Genomic DNA, 15,804 nt, shown 5'->3' with positions numbered 1-15,804 from the left:
CGCCTGGGCTTGCCCCGGCTCACGCTGCTCTGGCGTTGTCCAGCTGAAGTGCCGTGCGCAGCCAGTCGTCCGCGGAACCCGGGGTGGGGTGCGGGCTGCTGCCCGGCGGGGTCAGGACGACGGCGGCCAGTTCCCAGTACTGGTTCAGGCGCGCTTCGGCCGAGAGCCGGGCGGCCAGTGAGCGGCGGAAGTCCTGGGTGTCACGGCTGCGGTACGCGCTCGCGTAGGCCGCGACGTAGGCGTCCAGGGCCTCGCCCGGCTGCGGGGCACGGGCCCGGCGCAGGTGGGGGGCTGCCAGTTCGAAGGCCTCGACGAGGCCCGCGTACAGCAGGACGGCGCCGTCGGCCCCTGCCACTCGGTGCACCTCCGGCTGGGGCTGCCGGCCGTCCGTGCAGGGCGCTGTCGTCATCGCGTGCAGGCGGGCGAAGGCCAGTACCTGGGAGGGGTGCGGTTCGTCCGGCGGCTGGGGAACGGCCGCCTCCAGGAATGCCGCGGTCGCCTTGCGCGGCATGCGTGCCGGCAGCCAGGCTCGCCAGAATCTGGCCAGGGGTGCGGTGCTCGGCGGGGTGTTCAGCGCACCGAGCAGTCTCACCCGAGCGGCGCGCTGATCCGGCGGGCACGCGCGCACCGACTGGAGTGCTGCCTCGCGCCAGCGCAGGGTTTTCAGCTCGCCGCCGAGCTCGCTCAGGCGGCTGTCGAGGGCGCTCTCCAGCGCACGGCCGGCGGTCTCCTCGTCGTCGAGGACGCGGCGTATCTCGGGCAGGGGCAGGTCGAGGGAGCGCAGGGAACGGATCAGCCGCAGGCGTTCCAGGGCCACAGGGCCGTAGCGGCGGTGTCCGCCGCTGCTGCGGGTGGCTTCGGGGAGCAGGCCCTGGTCGGAGTAGAAGCGGACGGTCTTCACGGTGGCACCGGCGCGCTCGGCGAGCTCCCCGATGCTCCACAACAGCTCATGCGAAGTGGACAGTTGAACCTCCCTCTGGGGGAGTTCCTACGGTACCGGTGCGCGGGCCGGGCGGACGCCGTGGCCCGCGGACGACGACGTCCGCGACCGGCGCGGCGTCACGAGAGAAGTCCGGGGAGGACTTTGTGCACGTGTTCATCATGGTGGCGGGTGCGTTCACCGGGACCCATGTCTGGCAGGAGACCGCCGCGCGGCTGGTCGCCGCGGGCGGCACGGCGCATGCCGTCCCGCTGACGGGCATCGACCCGGACCGCCCCGCCACGGCGTCCCGCGTCGGTCTGGAGACGCACATCGAGGACGTGCTCGCGGCGATCGACGCGGTGGACGCGACGTCCGGGCGGAGCATCGTGCTCGTCGGTCACGACTACGGGATCCACCCGGTGATCGGCGCGGCCGACCGGCGGCCGGAGCGCATCGCGCGGGTCGTCCACCTGGACAGCGGGATGCCGCAGAACGGTGTGCCGGCGCTCGCCGCCGTACCGGACCAGGTGCTGCGTGCGCAGCTCGTCGAACGCGCCGAGGCGGGCGAGCACGAGGGAGTGCTGGCGCCACCGGCCCGTGAGGAGTGGGAACGCTGGGGCAGCACCGACGGCGTCGGTGAGGCGGAGCTGGCGCGGCTGACCGCCCTGGCGGTTCCGCAACCGCTGGGCACCCTGGTCCAGCCGCTGCGGCTGTCCGGAGCGGTCGCGGCGGTCCCCGTCACCGGCGTGCTGTGTGCCCGGAACGGCGCCACCATCGACCTGGTGCAAAGACTCGTCGACTTCGGTGATCCCGCGCTGGCCGTTCTGACGCAACCTCAGGTCACCTTCTTCGAACTGCCCACCGGGCACTGGCCGATGCTGTCCAGTCCTGCCGCACTGGCGGACGTGCTGCTGCGGGCCGCCGCCGGTGAGGGGCACCGCCTGCGGCCGTCCGGCGGTGAGGCGCCGGCCCCCGCCCACCTGCGCCCGTTCCCCATCGACGTCCCGGGGCCTGTTCGTGACCGCCGGGGCCCGGTCGATCTGTACGTCCCCGAGGGCGAGGGCCCACGACCGGCCGTGGTGTTCGTGCACGGCGGACCGGTGCCCGCCGGGGCCCGGCCGCGCCCGCGCGAGTGGCCGGCCCTGGTGGGGTACGCCCGCTGGGCCGCCGCCGAGGGCATGGTCGGCGTGAGTCTCGAGCACCGTCTCCACGACGTCGCGGACTACGACCGTGCCGCCGCGGACATCGCCGCAGGGGTGGAAAGGGTGCGGGCCGACCCCCGGGTGGACGCCGACCGGATCGCCCTGTGGTTCTTCTCCGGCAGCGGCCCCCTCACCGCGGACTGGCTGACGCAGCCGCCCGCCTGGCTGCGCTGCCTGGCCGCCTCCTACCCCATCCTGGCTCCCCTTCCCGCCTGGGGCATGGCCGGCACCCGCTTCCATCCCGCCCGGGCGGTCCGGCAGGCGGGATCCCTGCCCGTCGTCCTCCTGCGTGCCGGGCAGGAGTCACCCGAGATCGCATCGACCGTCGAGACGTTCGTGACCGCGGCCGGCGACTGCGCGGCGCGACTCGAACTGGTCGATGTCCCCGACGGCCGGCACGCGTTCGAAACCGTCGACCCACCGGAGGAGACCCTCCCGGCCATGCGCCGCGCGATGCGCTCGGTGATCACCCACCTGACCAGGTGACGCCCCCGGGTCACGGCCATGGACTCAGCGCCGTGACGGACGGCGATCGGCGGGCTGCTGCGGTCTTCCCCCCGCAACCGTGGTGGCGCTGGCACCACCTCGTGCAGGGGGCGGACACCATTCTGCCGTCGGAGAATGACTTCGATACTGAGCACCATGACCCATTCATTGGTGCTTCCGGCAGGCCCGACGACGCGAGGAGAACGACAGAGGAAGAACAAGGGGAGTGACTTCTCGGAATTGTCGCGGCGTATAGCCGAGGCCGGGCTTCTCCGGCGCCGTCCGCTGTACTACACGGTCCGTTTCGGTCTGGTCGCCCTCGCGCTCGCCGGGTGCGTCGGCGCGTTCATCGCGCTGGGAGACACCTGGGGCCAGTTGTTCGTCGCCGTCGCCCTGGCCGTGGTCTTCGGCCAGCTCGGACTGGCCGCCCACGACCTCGCTCACCGGCAGGTCTTCTCCGGTCGGCGGCCCAGCGAGGCGGGGGGCCTGCTGGTCGCCGACCTGTTGCTCGGCATGAGCTACGGCTGGTGGATGAACAAGCACACCCGGCATCACGCGAACCCCAATCACGAGGGGAAGGACCCGGACGTCTCACCGGACATTCTCGTCTGGTCGCGTCGGCAGGCGCGCACCGCCCGGGGGCTGCCGCGTTTTCTCGGAAAGCACCAAGCCGTGCTCTTCTTCCCGCTGTTGACCCTGGAAGGGCTGAATCTGAGCTTCAGCAGCTTCCGGGCGCTGAAAAGTCCGTCGATGAAAAAGCCGGCACTGGAAGGCTCACTGCTGGTGGCGCATTTCGTGGTGTACTTCGGCGGACTTTTCGCCGCCCTCTCCCCCGCCAAGGCGCTTCTCTTCCTCGCCGTCCACCAGGGCCTGTTCGGGATCTACCTCGGTTCCGTGTTCGCACCGAACCACAAGGGGATGCCGATGATCGAGGAGGGGACCTCTCTGGACTTCCTGCGCCGCCAGGTCCTCACCTCGCGCAATGTCCGGGGTGGCGCACTGGTCGACGCCTTCATGGGCGGGCTCAACTACCAGATCGAGCATCACCTCTTCCCCAGCATGCCGACCCCCGCGCTCGCCGAAGCCCAGGCCATCACCGAACGGTACTGCGCGGAGCTGGGCATCCCCTACCACCAGACCGGGCTGATCGCCTCGCACCGGGAGGCGCTGCGCCACCTCAGGAGCGTCGGCGAGCCGCTGCGCGCCCCGGCGGAGGACTGACCCGGACTGCTCGGCAGCGAGGGCCGGGCCGGGCGTTTTTCCGCCCGGTGTCACTCCGCCACTTCACCCCGGCGGCGGGCCCGCGCCCGTTCGCCCGCTCCCCGTGCCTTGCCCATGAGCCGGTCCCGACCCCATGAGAGCAGGAAGGCCAGAGGCGTGACGAGGAGCCCCATCAGCAGCGCCTGGTCCCATTCCATGCCCTCCCTTCGGTAGCGCATCATCAAGACGATGAGGACGTAGGCCAGCACGACGAACAGGACGGTCTTCAGTGGTTTGGGCACTGTCATGAGCTCTCAAGTGCCCTGATTTCACAGGGACACGGCGGAATCCCGCCCCTCACTTCTCCTCGGCCCGTCGACGGCAGAGACCAGGAGTCAGACCGGGCGGATCACGCCCTTGATCGCCGACCGGCCGGCGAAGAACACCGACTCCTCGCAGATGAGCGCTCCCGGACCCGGGGCGTGGATCATCATGCCGTCGCCGCTCCAGATGCCGACGTGACTGAGGTCGTCATGGAAGAAGACCAGGTCCCCGACCTGGACATCGGCGAGCGGGACCTGCACCCCCGCCCCCCACTGGGCCTGGGTGCTCCGGGGAAGCATGACGCCGACAGCCTTCCACGCGGCCTGGGTGAGACCGGGAGCGTCGTACGAACCCGGCCCGACCGCGCCCCATACGCAGGGGCGGCCGATCTGGGCACGGGCGAAGGCGATGACCCGCTGGGTCTGTGTGCTGTGGCCGCCGGCCGGTTCGGCGACCAGGGCTGTCGCTACCGGCGAAGGCGGGGGGATGTCGGGAAGCCCGAAGTCGCCGAACGGGGCTGTCACTTCGACCGCTGGACCGTCGCTGTGGAAGGCGGTGGGGCCCGGTGACGGAGGTGAGACATACGGCGCGGTGGGCTGCGGGCCGGACTCCCAGACCGGGCCCGGTGCGAACGTCTCCGGTGCCGGCGCTGCCAGTACGGGCGCTGCCGGTGCGGGCTCTGCCAGTACGGGCGCTGCCAGTACGGGCGCGGCCGGTACGGGCGTTGGTGCCGGCTCGTACAGCGGCCACGGCGCCACGTCACCGCCGAAGGCCGACGGCGCGTCGCCTGCCGGGACGCTTGCGACCGGCAGGGGCTCTCCTGCCGCAGCGTCGGCGGCACGTGGGCCGGGGAGCTCGGGGAGGAGCTCAGTGGCCGGGGCCGGCACCGGGGTCAGGGCCGGGATCGATCCGGCGGTCAGCTCCCGCGCACCGCTGGTGGACGCCTTGGGCGCTTCGAGGGCACGGAGTTCCGCGGGCCGCTCCGCGGGACGCGCGGGTCGCGCTGCCTGGGGCGCACGGTCGGGCCGGGCCGGTGTCTTCCGCTGCGCGTGCCAGGCCGGCACGGAGGGGCCCAGCTTGGCGCGGGCGGCGTCGAACCACTGGCGGGCGAAGCTTCCGACCGCCGGCTCCATGTCCTCCTCGGACCGGCCTTGGGTGTCCGCACCTCGTTGACGCGGGATCGCAAGGGCGCGGGTCGCGTTGAAGGTGCCCGTGTCGCTCTCGGCCCGGTCGTAGAGGTCGTTGATCCGCCGCCGGACCTCGTCGGGGCTCGGCCCCTCACTCTCAGTCGCCAACGCGGGCACCACCCAAGTGGGTCACTCCGGGGAGCGGGGTTCGTTCCAGCGCCATGGAAAGGCACTCCTTCCGTCCGAGAGCGTACGAGAACCACCTGTCCATCGACAGAAGTCGTGCACGCGGTAACCAACTTAACCAACTTGTGAGCCTTCCGTGAAGATCGACGTCGCGAATGCCCTTTATGCTTCTGTGACTTGCGCCCCTCTCACCCCGCCGCCGTGACCGTCCGTAGCCGCCTCGAAGTCTCTAGGTGACGCTGTCGAGCCGGGCGAGCAGACCACCGCCCAGGCCCACGAGGACTGCGAGTTGCACCATCAGTGCCGGCGGATCGCATCGCCTGCAAGCGCGCCACGACCCTGACGTTTCTGGAGCCGTACCTGGCCAGCGGGCTGCTGGCCCAGCTGAACGACGACGACGCACTCAGCCCCGGCAGTCTGTCAAGCCAGGCCTGAGACGCTTCCTCAGCAGCCGCTCACCGCAGAGCGGATGGCCCGCCTTCCAGGCGAGATCCGCAGGTGGCCCCTTGAGCCACACCGGCCACTGCCCCGGCCGTACGTCACTCCCGTACGACGCACAGCGCCCAGATGACGAAGGCGTACAGCGCGATCAGGACGAGGGACCACACCGGGTAGTACGGGATCGACAGGAAGTTGGCGACGATGAGCAGTGCCGCGATGGCCACGCCGACCACCCTGGCCCACAGCGCGCGTGAGAAGAGGCCGGCGCTCACGCCCAGCGCGACCACGCCGAGGATCAGCTGGATCCAGCCCCAGCCGGTGAGGTCGAACTGGAAGATGTAGTTGGGTGTGGAGAGGTAGACGTCGTCGTCGGCGATGGCCATGATGCCCCGGAAGAGATCCAGGATGCCTGCGACGAACAGCAGGACGGCCGCGAACGTCACGAGCCCTCCGGCGGTCGCCTCGGATCTCCGCGAGCGATGATGGGCGGTTGTTGCCATGTCCGCTTCCTCACTTCCGCGTCGTACGGCTCCCGCGTCGTCCGGCGAGTCGTGCTGCCCTTCCGATCATGGGCGGCGGCCCGCGCCGGGTGCTCACCCGTGACGGGTGAGGTTCGTGAACGGCCGGTGACCGCCCGACCGCGTCGTAGCCGGGGCTCAGGTCCCGGCCGGTGCTTCGTCTGCGCGGTCCGGTCCCCCGCGGCCCGGGCGCCGTAGTGGTCCCGGCGTGGAACAGTGGAGACGAGGAGAGACGGCGCCCTCGAGGTGCGGGCCGGGCGAAGGAGGCCGGGATGCGTCCCCCTGTTCTGGCGGGCATCGACGGATCGGAGTGCGCGGCGGCAGCGGCCGGCTGGGCGGCGCGGGAGGCCGCCCTGCGCGGCACGGCGCTGCGGCTGCTGCACGTGTCCCCGCAGCTCGCGGGGCCCACCGTTCCGGGCCCGGCGCTGGAACGCCTGCACGTGATGGGCGCCCGGCTGGTGCGGCGGACGGTCGAGAGCCTCACCGCCCGCCATCCGGACCTCGACGTACGGGGCGAGCAGGCGGACGATCCCCCTGACCTCGCTCTCCTCGGCGCGTCACGCGCCGCCGAGCTGCTCGTCGTCGGCTCCCGCGGCACCGGCGGTTTCCGGGATCTGGTGGTCGGCTCGGTCGCCCTGCGGATGGCGGCGGCGGCCCCGTGTCCCGTCGTGCTCGTCCCTCCCCCGGCCGGTGCCTTCGCCGACGGTACGTCCCCGTCGCGCGACACCGGTCACGTCGTGCTGGGCTTCGACGCCCACCGGCCGGGCGGCGAAGCGGCGGACTTCGCCTTCCGCACCGCCGACGCACGCGCGGCACGCCTGCACGTGGTGCAGGCCTGGGCCCTGCCCGCCGAATCCGTCTCCTCCCGCACCTTCGTGGTGACCGAGGAGGACCGGGCCACCTGGGAGGACCAGGAGGTGCTGGGTCTCTCCGACGCACTGCGGCCGTGGCAGGAGAAGTATCCGCGCGTGCGGGTGGCGACCGATCTCATGCTGCTCCATGCCGCGGAGGCGCTCCTGAACGCCTCCCGGGACGCGGACCTGCTCGTCGTGGGGCGCCGTACCGATCCGCGGGCGCCCGAGGGCCGGCTGGGTCCCGTCGCGCACGCCGTGCTGCACCATGCCCGCTGTCCGGTCGCGGTCGTGCCGCACGGCGGGTGACGGCTTAGCTCGCGGTCGTGCCGCACGGCGGGTGACGGTTCAGCCGAAGAACACCTCGAACTCGTCGTACAGCGACGGATCCACCACCTTGTTCCGCGCTGTGGCGTCCGCCAGCGGCACGCGGACGATGCGCGTGCCCTCGAGGGCCACCATGCAGCCGAAGTGCCCGTCCCGGACGGCGTCGATCGCGTGCAGCCCGAAGCGGGTGGCCAGCCATCGGTCGAAGGCACTCGGAGTACCACCGCGCTGGATGTGCCCGAGCACGGTGGTGCGGGCGTCCTTCTCGGTGCGCGCGGAGATCTCCTGGGCCAGCCATTCGCCGATGCCGGACAGCCGTACATGTCCGAACTCGTCCAGCGACTGGTCCTTGACGATCAGCTGCCCTTCCTTGGGGGCGGCGCCCTCGGCCACCACGACGATCGGCGCGTAGTTGATCTGGAACCGGCTCTTCACCTGTTCACAGACCTGCTCGATGTCGAAGGGCCGTTCCGGGATGAGGATCACGTTGGCGCCGCCCGCGATGCCGGCGTGCAGGGCGATCCAGCCGGAGTGGCGCCCCATCACTTCCACGACCAGGGCGCGCATGTGGGATTCGGCGGTGGTGTGGAGGCGGTCGATGGCCTCGGTCGCGATGCCGACCGCGGTGTCGAAGCCGAAGGTGTAGTCGGTCCCGGTGACGTCGTTGTCGATGGTTTTCGGCACGCCGACCAGGTTGATCCCCTGCCGGCTGAGTTCCGTGGCCGCCCCCAGGGTGTCCTCTCCGCCGATGACGACGAGCGCGTCCACCTCGTGCGCGGCGAGGGTCCCGTGGACGCGTTCCAGGCCGTTGTCGTGCTTGAACGGGTTCGTGCGGGACGACCCGAGGATGGTCCCGCCCCGCGGCAGGATCCCGCGCACACCGGCGATGTCCAGCGGGACGACATCGTTCTTGAGCAGGCCCAGCCAGCCGTCGCGCACGCCGACGAAGTCGAACGAGTACTCCTGGACGCCCTTGCGGACGACACTGCGGATCACGGCGTTGAGGCCGGGGCAGTCACCGCCACCGGTCAGCACTCCGACCTTCATGGGTCCTCTCCCGTTCGCCGCGCGCTCCGTCCGGGGGCGGCCCTCGTGACCACCGCGGCACGCAGCCGGGGCGCGGGAACCGCTGCCTCGCTTCCAGCCTCCCTCGGTTCCGTCCGCGGTGGCCACTCGAAGACCGCCGCCCCGGGCCCCGGCCGGGTTGGCCTCGCGTGCCCCCGTCGTCCGTGGTGCGGGCGTGCCCGCACGCCAGTACGGTGCCTGCACGGCGTCCCGAGGAGTCCCGGAGCGGGAGACGGCATGACGGACAGCAAGGCGGCGAAGGTGCCGCGCAAGGTCTATGAGAAGGAACTGCTCCGCCTGCAGACGGAGCTGGTGAAGCTCCAGGAATGGGTGCGGGCGGAGGGAGCCCGTCTGGTCATCGTGTTCGAGGGGCGCGACGCGGCCGGCAAGGGCGGGACCATCAAGCGGGTCACCGAGCACCTCAACCCGCGCGTCGCCCGGATCGCCGCGCTGCCGAAGCCCACCGAGCGCGAACGCACCCAGTGGTACTTCCAGCGGTACGTCGAGCACCTGCCGGCCGCCGGGGAGATCGTGCTGTTCGACCGGTCCTGGTACAACCGGGCCGGTGTCGAGCACGTGATGGGGTTCTGCACCAAGGAGGAGTACCAGCTGTTCCTCCGCCAGTGCCCGATCTTCGAGCGGATGCTCGTCGAGGACGGCATCCTGCTGCGCAAGTACTGGTTCTCGGTCAGCGACACCGAGCAGCAGGAGCGTTTCCGCAAGCGCCTGGAGGACCCGCTGCGCCGCTGGAAGCTCTCACCGATGGACCTGGAGTCGATCACCCACTGGGAGGCGTACTCGCGCGCCAAGGACGAGATGCTGGTCCACACCGACATCAGCGAGGCACCGTGGTACGTCGTCGAGAGCGACGACAAGCGCCGCGCACGGCTGAACATGATCGCCCACCTGCTGCGATCCGTGCCGTACCACGAGGTGCCCCCGCCGGTGCTGGAGCTCCCCGAACGGCCCCCCTCGACCGGCTATGAGCGCCCGCCGCGTGATCTGCAGACCTACGTTCCCGACCATGCCGCGGGGCTGTGAGCGTTCCGGACCGGCGGATGCGGCATTCATCGCGGATGACCCCATCGTCACTCTTACGGGTCAAATATGCCCTTGGTGGAAGATCAGGAGCATGACGGGCCGTCGGCCGGTGAGACATTCGCTATGACCGAACCCTTACCGGCCGGCTCGCTTCCGGCTCCCGGCCGCGCTCTGGCCACGCCGGTCGTCTTCACAGCCGACTTCACCTCCACCACCCAATGGGTGGCGGGCCGTTCCTGGGCCTATCCCGGCGGAGGCCCGGTCAACCCGCACGACGACAAGCTCGACTACCTCGTGGCCGACGCCGACTACAGCCGATCCGGCGTCTTCCGCGCGCGACGGCGACGAGACGGCCGGTGGAACACGGGGCTGCTCACCACCGAGGGCAGCGAGGAAGGGTTCACCGTCCGAGCCGGGGACGTGCTGGAGGCGCGTGTCCGGCTGCCGAAGGAGATCGGCGCCTGGCCCGCGATCTGGACCTGGCGCGACGGTGACCAGGAGATCGACATCTTCGAGTACCACCCGGACAACCCCGATCTCCTCGAATTCACCAACCATGTACGGGGCACCAATCGCTACCACCGCGACGAGGCGGTCCGCCCGGGCGCCTGGGTGGACCTGCGGACCGTGTTCGGCACCCGGTCGGTCGACTGGTGGCTCAACGGCAGGCCCGTCTTCACCGACGGGCGCGGCGTGGGCCGAAGATGGCACGCCTACCTCATCGTCAACCTCTCCGTGTGTGCCGGGAGATACCACCCCGCGCCCCGGCAGGGGACGACCGAGATGTCGTACGAGGTGAGCCACCTGCTCGTACGACGGCCCGCCACGGTCGACGCCGCGCCTGACGCCACATCCGAAGCCGGTGACCGGGACGTGCCCGCCGCCACCGGGGAGGAACGGCCGACGCACACGCCTGAGGGGGAATCCGCCGCGCCCTGAGCCGGATCCCGGCCGGCTTCCCTGACAGGAACCAGCACAGACCACCTGATCAGCGCTCCTCGCGCCACCACGCGGGAGACAAGCCGAGGCTCCACACCTCACCAGCCCACCCCTGCGCCTCTTCGTCCACGCGCACGAAGATCCTCACGCCGGACTCCGGCACGCGGTAGCGGCGGATGCCCCCGGCCGGGCCGTCCTCGTCCGGTTCGGGTGCGATCGCGCAGCCGAGCCCTGTGATCGCGGCGGCCAGGTGCTCGAAGCGCGCCGAGGGGGCGAAGGGGCCGTACGCGCCGCGCAGGGCAGCGGGTACGGACGCCTCGGTGTCGCGTCGCAGCCGGTGGACCCGCACGCTCACCCCGAAGCAGGGCCAGGCACCGTCCTCCTTCTGGAAGGACAGCTCCACGAGCCCGTAGTCCCGGCGCAGCAGTTCCCCGTCCGGCACGTCGAGGAAATCGGAGCCGAGTGCGGCCTCCCACTCGGCGGGCCGCGTGCCGATGCCGACGCCCAGCACGTCCGCGCGGGTGGCGACATGGGCGTAGAAGTCGAGGTCGGACAAGCGCCCTCCGTCCTTCTGTCGTCGATGACCCGTGGGGGGGGCCGCTCCCGAGGCGGCAGGTGACGATTACCGAGCGGTAGCTTACCCAGGTCAGGGCACGTCATGGACTGGAGTCGCGGTGGGGCGAGGGGCGTGCTGTGCTGGGGTGGTACGCAGGGAGTGCACCGATGCGGCATGTCCGGAGTTCCGTCCTCGTCTCGGCCCGGTCGCCCGCCCCCACCGGAGCGGGTGGGGGGTTGCTGCCGGCACGGGAGCTCGCGGTCGCCTGGTCGCTGATCGTCCTGATCGCCGTGCCCGCCTGGGTGCTGACCGTCGGGCAGGCCCGGGACATGGGCGTGGAGCCCGGCACCATGGGTCTGGCACTGCCGCTGTTCCTGCTGCTCTGGGTGACGATGATGGCGGCCATGATGCTGCCGTCCATGGCCCCGGTCGCCCTCACCTGGGCCCGGGGCATCGGGCGCCGGTCCTCCGGGTGGAGCCGGGCAGGGCACACCGTGGAGTTCGTGGGCGGCTACCTGCTGGTGTGGACGGCGTTCGGGCTGCTCGCCTACGTCGCTCTGGACGTCACCGGCGACCTGGTGGCCGATCACCCGACGGCGGGACGCTGGATCGGGGCGGCAGCCTTCCTGCTGGCGGGCCTCTACCAGCTCGGGCCGCTCAAGAACGTCTGTCTGCGGCACTGCCGCGACCCCATGAGCCAGTTGGTCCGCTACGCGGGGTTCCGCCGGCCGGCCCGCGATCTGCGGGTGGGCCTCCACCACGGCGCCTACTGCGTCGGCTGCTGCGCGGGCCTGATGGTCGTCCTCGTGCCGCTCGGGGTCATGAACGTGGCGGCGATGGCCGGGCTGGCGGTGGTGATCTTCGTGGAGAAGCTGTGGTCACGGGGACCGCTGCTCGCCGGAGTGGTGGGTGTCGTGTTCCTCGTCCTCGCCGTGCTGGCGCCGTCCCAGGACTGGCTGCTGCCGGGCCTGCAGGATTCCGCGCCGTCGATGGACGGCATGTGACTGCGTGCGGCAGGCTGGAAGGGAGGCCGCCTCGCGATCCGCGTGCGGGCTCGTGACACGCGGTCTCGCCACTCCGAAAGAGCCCCCTCGGGCTCGACGGGAGGGATGCGAGATGACCGAACAGGACAGCGCCCGAACCGGCTGGCATCTGGCGGGCGACTGGTTCGACGTGTGCAAGTGCGCCATACCGTGCCCCTGCACGTTCGCGCAGCCGCCGACCTACGGTGACTGCGAAGGCGTGCTGGTCTGGCACATCCGTGAGGGCAACTACGGCGACGTGCGCCTCGACGACCTCAATGTGCTGATGCTCGGCGCGTTCACGGGCAACGTCTGGGCCGGTGAGCACAGTGACGCGTACGCCGCGGTCTTCCTCGACGAGCGCGCCGACGACCGGCAGCGCGCCGCGCTCGGGACCGTCTTCGGCGGTGCGGCGGGAGGCTGGCCGGCACGGTTCGGCGAGATGCTCCGGCCCGAGATGCGCGGCATGGAGTTCGCGCCGATCCGGGTGGAGATCGACGAGGACCTCGCCACCTGGCGGGCGGAGATACCCGGCCGGGTCACGGCCACCGCCGAAGCACTCACCGGCCCTACGGCACCGGAGGGCGGTCGCGTCCAACTCCACAACGCCCCGGGCGCCGAGGTGGGACCGGGGCAGGTCGCCACCTGGGGACGGGCCACCACCGACCGCGCCGACGCCTTCGGCTTCTCCTGGGAACGCTCGGGAAAGTCGAGCAAGCACTTCCCCTTCGACTGGACCGGACCCGACTGAGCGGCGCCCGCAGGGCCTGTCGGGCCGTTCAGGGCCTGAGCGCGGGGGTGGCGTCCGGCCGGCCCGTCAAGGGGCAGGCGTCGAGGAGGGTCGCCGGGTCCGCTCCGGGAGGCAGCGGGACGGTGCCGGAGGCGGGCGGACGGTGTCCTGGCCGGCTGAGCCAGTTCTCCAGTGCCGTGAAGGCCGTGCGATGGCACGGCGTGAGCGGACGCAGGCGGTCCGGGTGGGTGTCGACGAGGGCGTCCGTGTGGGTGCCGCCCTCGATGCGGTAGTAACGGTGCAGCGAACCCCGGCCGGCCTGGCGCACCATACGGGCGTAGACGTCGGAGTCCTGGGAGATCGGCAGCAGGACGTCCAGGGTGCCGTGCACGGTGATCAACGGTTTGCCGATCCTGCCGGTCAGCGCGATCTTCTGCACGGCTGCGCGGACTTCGCCGGGCCGGGCCGCATAGTCGTAGTCGGCGTCGCAGGCCGGAGTGCCCGGCGCGCAGAAGGGCGTCCCCGCCTCGGCCGTGCCGTCGAAACCGGGGTCCAGTTCCTCACGGTAGATGCGCTGGGTCAGATCCCAGTAGATCTTGTGGTGGTACGGCCACAGGAACTCGGAACCGGCTGGGAAGCCGGCGGCGTGCAGAGCTCTGTGCGCCCCGTCGGCTTCCTGGCCGCCGGCTGCGTACACGGGGTAGGTACGGAGCGCCTCCGGCAGGAAGTCCAGCAGGGTGGGGCCGTCGGTGCGCCACAGGGTGCCCTCCCAGTCGACTCCCCCGTCGTAGAGTCCGGGATGGTTCTCCAGCTGCCAGCGCACGAGGTATCCGCCGTTGGACATGCCGGTGACCAGGGTGCGTGACGGGGGCCGGTGGTAGTGCCGGGCGGCTGTGACACGGGCGGCCCGGGTGAGCTGGGTGAGGCGGCTGTTCCATTCGGCGATGGCGTCGCCCGGTTCCTCGCCGTCGCGGTAGAAGGCCGGGCCGGTGTTGCCCTTGTCGGTGGCGGCGTAGGCGTAGCCGCGAGACAGCACCCAGTCGGCGATGGCCCGGTCGTTGGCGTACTGCTCCCGGTTGCCGGGGGTGCCGGCGACCACCAGGCCGCCGTTCCACCGGTCGGGCAGCCGGATGACGAACTGTGCGTCGTGCTGCCATCCGTTGTTGGTGTTGGTGGTGGACGTGTCCGGGAAGTAGCCGTCGATCTGGACTCCGGGGACGCCGCTGGGTACGGCCAGGTCCCTCGGTGTGAGGCCCGCCCAGTCCGCCGGGTCGGTGTGGCCCGAGGCCACGGTGCCGGCCGTGGTCAACTCCTCCAGGCAGGCCGCTCGTTGCTGCTCCGCCCCCGGTACGCGCACCTGGTCGGCACGCGCGCAGAGTCCGCCGCCCGAACTCACCGGCGCTCCCGAGGCGGGGCCGGGTGCGAGGGTGAGGGCGGCCAGCGCGAGGGCCGCCGGCCCGCCGCGTCTCCAGGAACGTGCCCCAGGGCCAAACGAGAAACGCATGGCGTGAACCTCCGCGTCGCGTAAGGGAAGTGCGCGGAAGGCTATGACGCAGCTTCACCACGGCATATGGGGTTGCCGACCATCGTCCGGAGCCGTGCAGTGGTTGGGGACACCACCGGGCGAGGAGGCGGATCGTCGCGGCGCCCGGCGTGGAGCCGGGCCGACGGGCTGCTGCCCTACATGAGCCCGCACGGGCCGGGAATGTTCTGCCGTCACACAAGTTCTCACCACTGGTAGCTGTCGCCTCCATGCCGGCGCCGGCACGCGAACCCCGATGATGCTGGCCCGGTCACCGGCTGCCGGTACCGGAGAGTCCCCCCCCACATCAGGAGGCAGTCGTCATGGGACAGACACGTCTTCCGTTCCGGTTCCCGCTGAACATCGCCCGGGGCGTGCGCCGTTGGGCCACCGCCACCGCCGGTGCTCTGGCCCTGACCGGTGGCCTGCTCGGCGCAGGCCCTCAGGCATCCGCCGCGGGTCTGACGCAGGTCACCGGCTTCGGCACCAACCCCGGCAACCTGTCCATGTACACCTACGCGCCCGACTCGCTGCCCGCCGGTGCCCCGCTGGTCGTCGCCCTGCACGGCTGCACGCAGAGTGCGAACGACTATGACGCGCACTCCGGTTGGCCCAAGTTCGCCGACGCCTACGGTTTCGCGCTGGTCCTCCCCCAGACGGGCAGCGCCAACAACCCCAACTCCTGTTTCAACTGGTTCGAGCCGGGTGACAGCGGACGCGGTCAGGGCGAGGCACTGTCGATCAAGCAGATGGTGGACAAGGCCATCGCGCTGTACGGAGGCGACACCCGGCGCGTCTACATCACCGGCCTGTCCGCCGGCGGCGCCATGACGGCGAACCTGCTGGCGGCCTACCCGGACGTCTTCGCGGGCGGGGCCATCGACTCCGGTATGCCGGCGCGCTGCGCGAGCAGCCTGGTCACGGCCTACACCTGTATGTACGCCCCGCCGGACAAGAGCCCCGCCCAGTGGGGTCAGTCGGTGCGCGCCGCCGCTCCGGCCGGCACGACCTCCTGGCCGCGTGTGGCGATCTGGCAGGGCACCGCCGACACGACCGTGCGGCCCGCCAACGCCACGGAACTCCGCGACCAGTGGACGAACGTGTGGGGCATCGGCCAGACGCCCTCCCGCACGGAGAGCCTCGGCGGGGGCACCACGCTGAGCGTGTACGACGACACCTCGGGACGTCCCGCCGTCGAGGTGTACTCCGTGTCGGGCATGAGGCACGGACTGGCCGTCGACCCGGGCAACGGCGCCGAGCAGTGCGGCAGCTCCGGCACCTACTACCTCGACACCATCTGCTCCAGCTACCACACCGCCCGGTTCTGGGGGCTGGACCGTGCGCA

At 71.4% G+C, this 15,804-nt stretch carries 14 protein-coding genes and 1 pseudogene; 8 read left to right on the top strand and 7 right to left on the bottom strand.

Annotated elements, in window-relative coordinates; translation table 11 throughout:
* Positions 1–19: 19 nt before the first annotated feature.
* Positions 20–964 carry a MerR family transcriptional regulator gene (locus tag ACFV20_RS13400; RefSeq protein WP_385656097.1) on the bottom strand — a complete coding sequence of 315 codons (945 nt, stop codon included), beginning with the start codon at positions 962–964 and terminating at the stop codon, positions 20–22.
* Between the two features lie 122 nt (positions 965–1,086).
* On the opposite strand from ACFV20_RS13400, the gene ACFV20_RS13395 reads away from it, so the two are divergent.
* Positions 1,087–2,610 (top strand): alpha/beta hydrolase, encoded by a 1,524-nt coding sequence (locus ACFV20_RS13395; RefSeq protein ID WP_385655803.1) that lies wholly within the window; start codon positions 1,087–1,089, stop codon positions 2,608–2,610.
* 156 nt (positions 2,611–2,766) lie between these two features.
* The gene (locus tag ACFV20_RS13390) at positions 2,767–3,831 is read left to right on the top strand and encodes a fatty acid desaturase family protein (protein WP_385655801.1); all 1,065 of its coding nucleotides are present in this window, start codon (positions 2,767–2,769) and stop codon (positions 3,829–3,831) included.
* Between the two features lie 50 nt (positions 3,832–3,881).
* Here the strand turns inward: ACFV20_RS13390 and ACFV20_RS13385 are convergent, their stop codons facing one another.
* The 3 genes from ACFV20_RS13385 to ACFV20_RS13375 all read right to left on the bottom strand — a co-directional run bounded on the left by ACFV20_RS13385 (position 3,882) and on the right by ACFV20_RS13375 (position 6,388).
* Positions 3,882–4,118, bottom strand: coding sequence for a hypothetical protein (locus tag ACFV20_RS13385; protein WP_385655799.1), 237 nt, complete (start codon positions 4,116–4,118; stop codon positions 3,882–3,884).
* 87 nt (positions 4,119–4,205) lie between these two features.
* Positions 4,206–5,429 carry an NlpC/P60 family protein gene (locus ACFV20_RS13380; protein WP_385655798.1) on the bottom strand — a complete coding sequence of 408 codons (1,224 nt, stop codon included), beginning with the start codon at positions 5,427–5,429 and terminating at the stop codon, positions 4,206–4,208.
* 557 nt (positions 5,430–5,986) lie between these two features.
* Positions 5,987–6,388, bottom strand: a complete 402-nt coding sequence (locus ACFV20_RS13375) for a hypothetical protein (protein ID WP_385655796.1) — start codon at positions 6,386–6,388, stop codon at positions 5,987–5,989.
* Between the two features lie 290 nt (positions 6,389–6,678).
* Here ACFV20_RS13375 and ACFV20_RS13370 point away from each other — a divergent pair, with 290 nt between their 5' ends.
* Positions 6,679–7,566, top strand: coding sequence for a universal stress protein (locus ACFV20_RS13370; RefSeq protein ID WP_385655794.1), 888 nt, complete (start codon positions 6,679–6,681; stop codon positions 7,564–7,566).
* Between the two features lie 39 nt (positions 7,567–7,605).
* Here ACFV20_RS13370 and ACFV20_RS13365 read toward each other — a convergent pair whose 3' ends face one another.
* A complete protein-coding gene (locus ACFV20_RS13365) occupies positions 7,606–8,631 on the bottom strand; it encodes a 6-phosphofructokinase (RefSeq protein ID WP_385655792.1) in 1,026 nt (341 codons plus the stop codon).
* A gap of 255 nt (positions 8,632–8,886) precedes the next feature.
* Here ACFV20_RS13365 and ppk2 point away from each other — a divergent pair, with 255 nt between their 5' ends.
* The gene (gene ppk2, locus ACFV20_RS13360; RefSeq protein WP_385655790.1) at positions 8,887–9,690 is read left to right on the top strand and encodes a polyphosphate kinase 2; all 804 of its coding nucleotides are present in this window, start codon (positions 8,887–8,889) and stop codon (positions 9,688–9,690) included.
* A 123-nt stretch (positions 9,691–9,813) separates the two neighbouring features.
* Positions 9,814–10,629, top strand: coding sequence for a beta-glucanase (locus tag ACFV20_RS13355; protein WP_385655788.1), 816 nt, complete (start codon positions 9,814–9,816; stop codon positions 10,627–10,629).
* A 49-nt stretch (positions 10,630–10,678) separates the two neighbouring features.
* Here ACFV20_RS13355 and ACFV20_RS13350 read toward each other — a convergent pair whose 3' ends face one another.
* Positions 10,679–11,185: a hypothetical protein gene (locus ACFV20_RS13350; protein ID WP_385655786.1), complete on the bottom strand. Its 507-nt coding sequence runs from the start codon at positions 11,183–11,185 to the stop codon at positions 10,679–10,681.
* A 167-nt stretch (positions 11,186–11,352) separates the two neighbouring features.
* Here ACFV20_RS13350 and ACFV20_RS13345 point away from each other — a divergent pair, with 167 nt between their 5' ends.
* Entirely contained in the window at positions 11,353–12,189 is an 837-nt protein-coding gene (locus ACFV20_RS13345; RefSeq protein ID WP_385655785.1) for a DUF2182 domain-containing protein, read from the top strand.
* 112 nt (positions 12,190–12,301) lie between these two features.
* Positions 12,302–12,958 carry a DUF1326 domain-containing protein gene (locus ACFV20_RS13340; protein WP_385655783.1) on the top strand — a complete coding sequence of 219 codons (657 nt, stop codon included), beginning with the start codon at positions 12,302–12,304 and terminating at the stop codon, positions 12,956–12,958.
* A gap of 28 nt (positions 12,959–12,986) precedes the next feature.
* On the opposite strand, the gene ACFV20_RS13335 is transcribed toward ACFV20_RS13340, so the two are convergent.
* Entirely contained in the window at positions 12,987–14,441 is a 1,455-nt protein-coding gene (locus ACFV20_RS13335) for a 3-hydroxybutyrate oligomer hydrolase family protein (RefSeq protein WP_385655781.1), read from the bottom strand.
* A 341-nt stretch (positions 14,442–14,782) separates the two neighbouring features.
* Here ACFV20_RS13335 and ACFV20_RS13330 point away from each other — a divergent pair.
* Positions 14,783–15,796, top strand: a pseudogene (locus tag ACFV20_RS13330) (alpha/beta hydrolase family esterase); the annotation flags it as partial.
* Between the last annotated feature and the right edge of the window lie 8 nt (positions 15,797–15,804).

Origin of the sequence: Streptomyces sp. NPDC059696 (assembly GCF_042733745.1) — a bacterium.
In the GTDB taxonomy this organism is placed as follows: domain Bacteria; phylum Actinomycetota; class Actinomycetes; order Streptomycetales; family Streptomycetaceae; genus Streptomyces.
The sequence above is the reverse complement of the archived record's forward strand: the minus strand, read 5'-3'. Positions and strand labels throughout refer to the sequence as shown.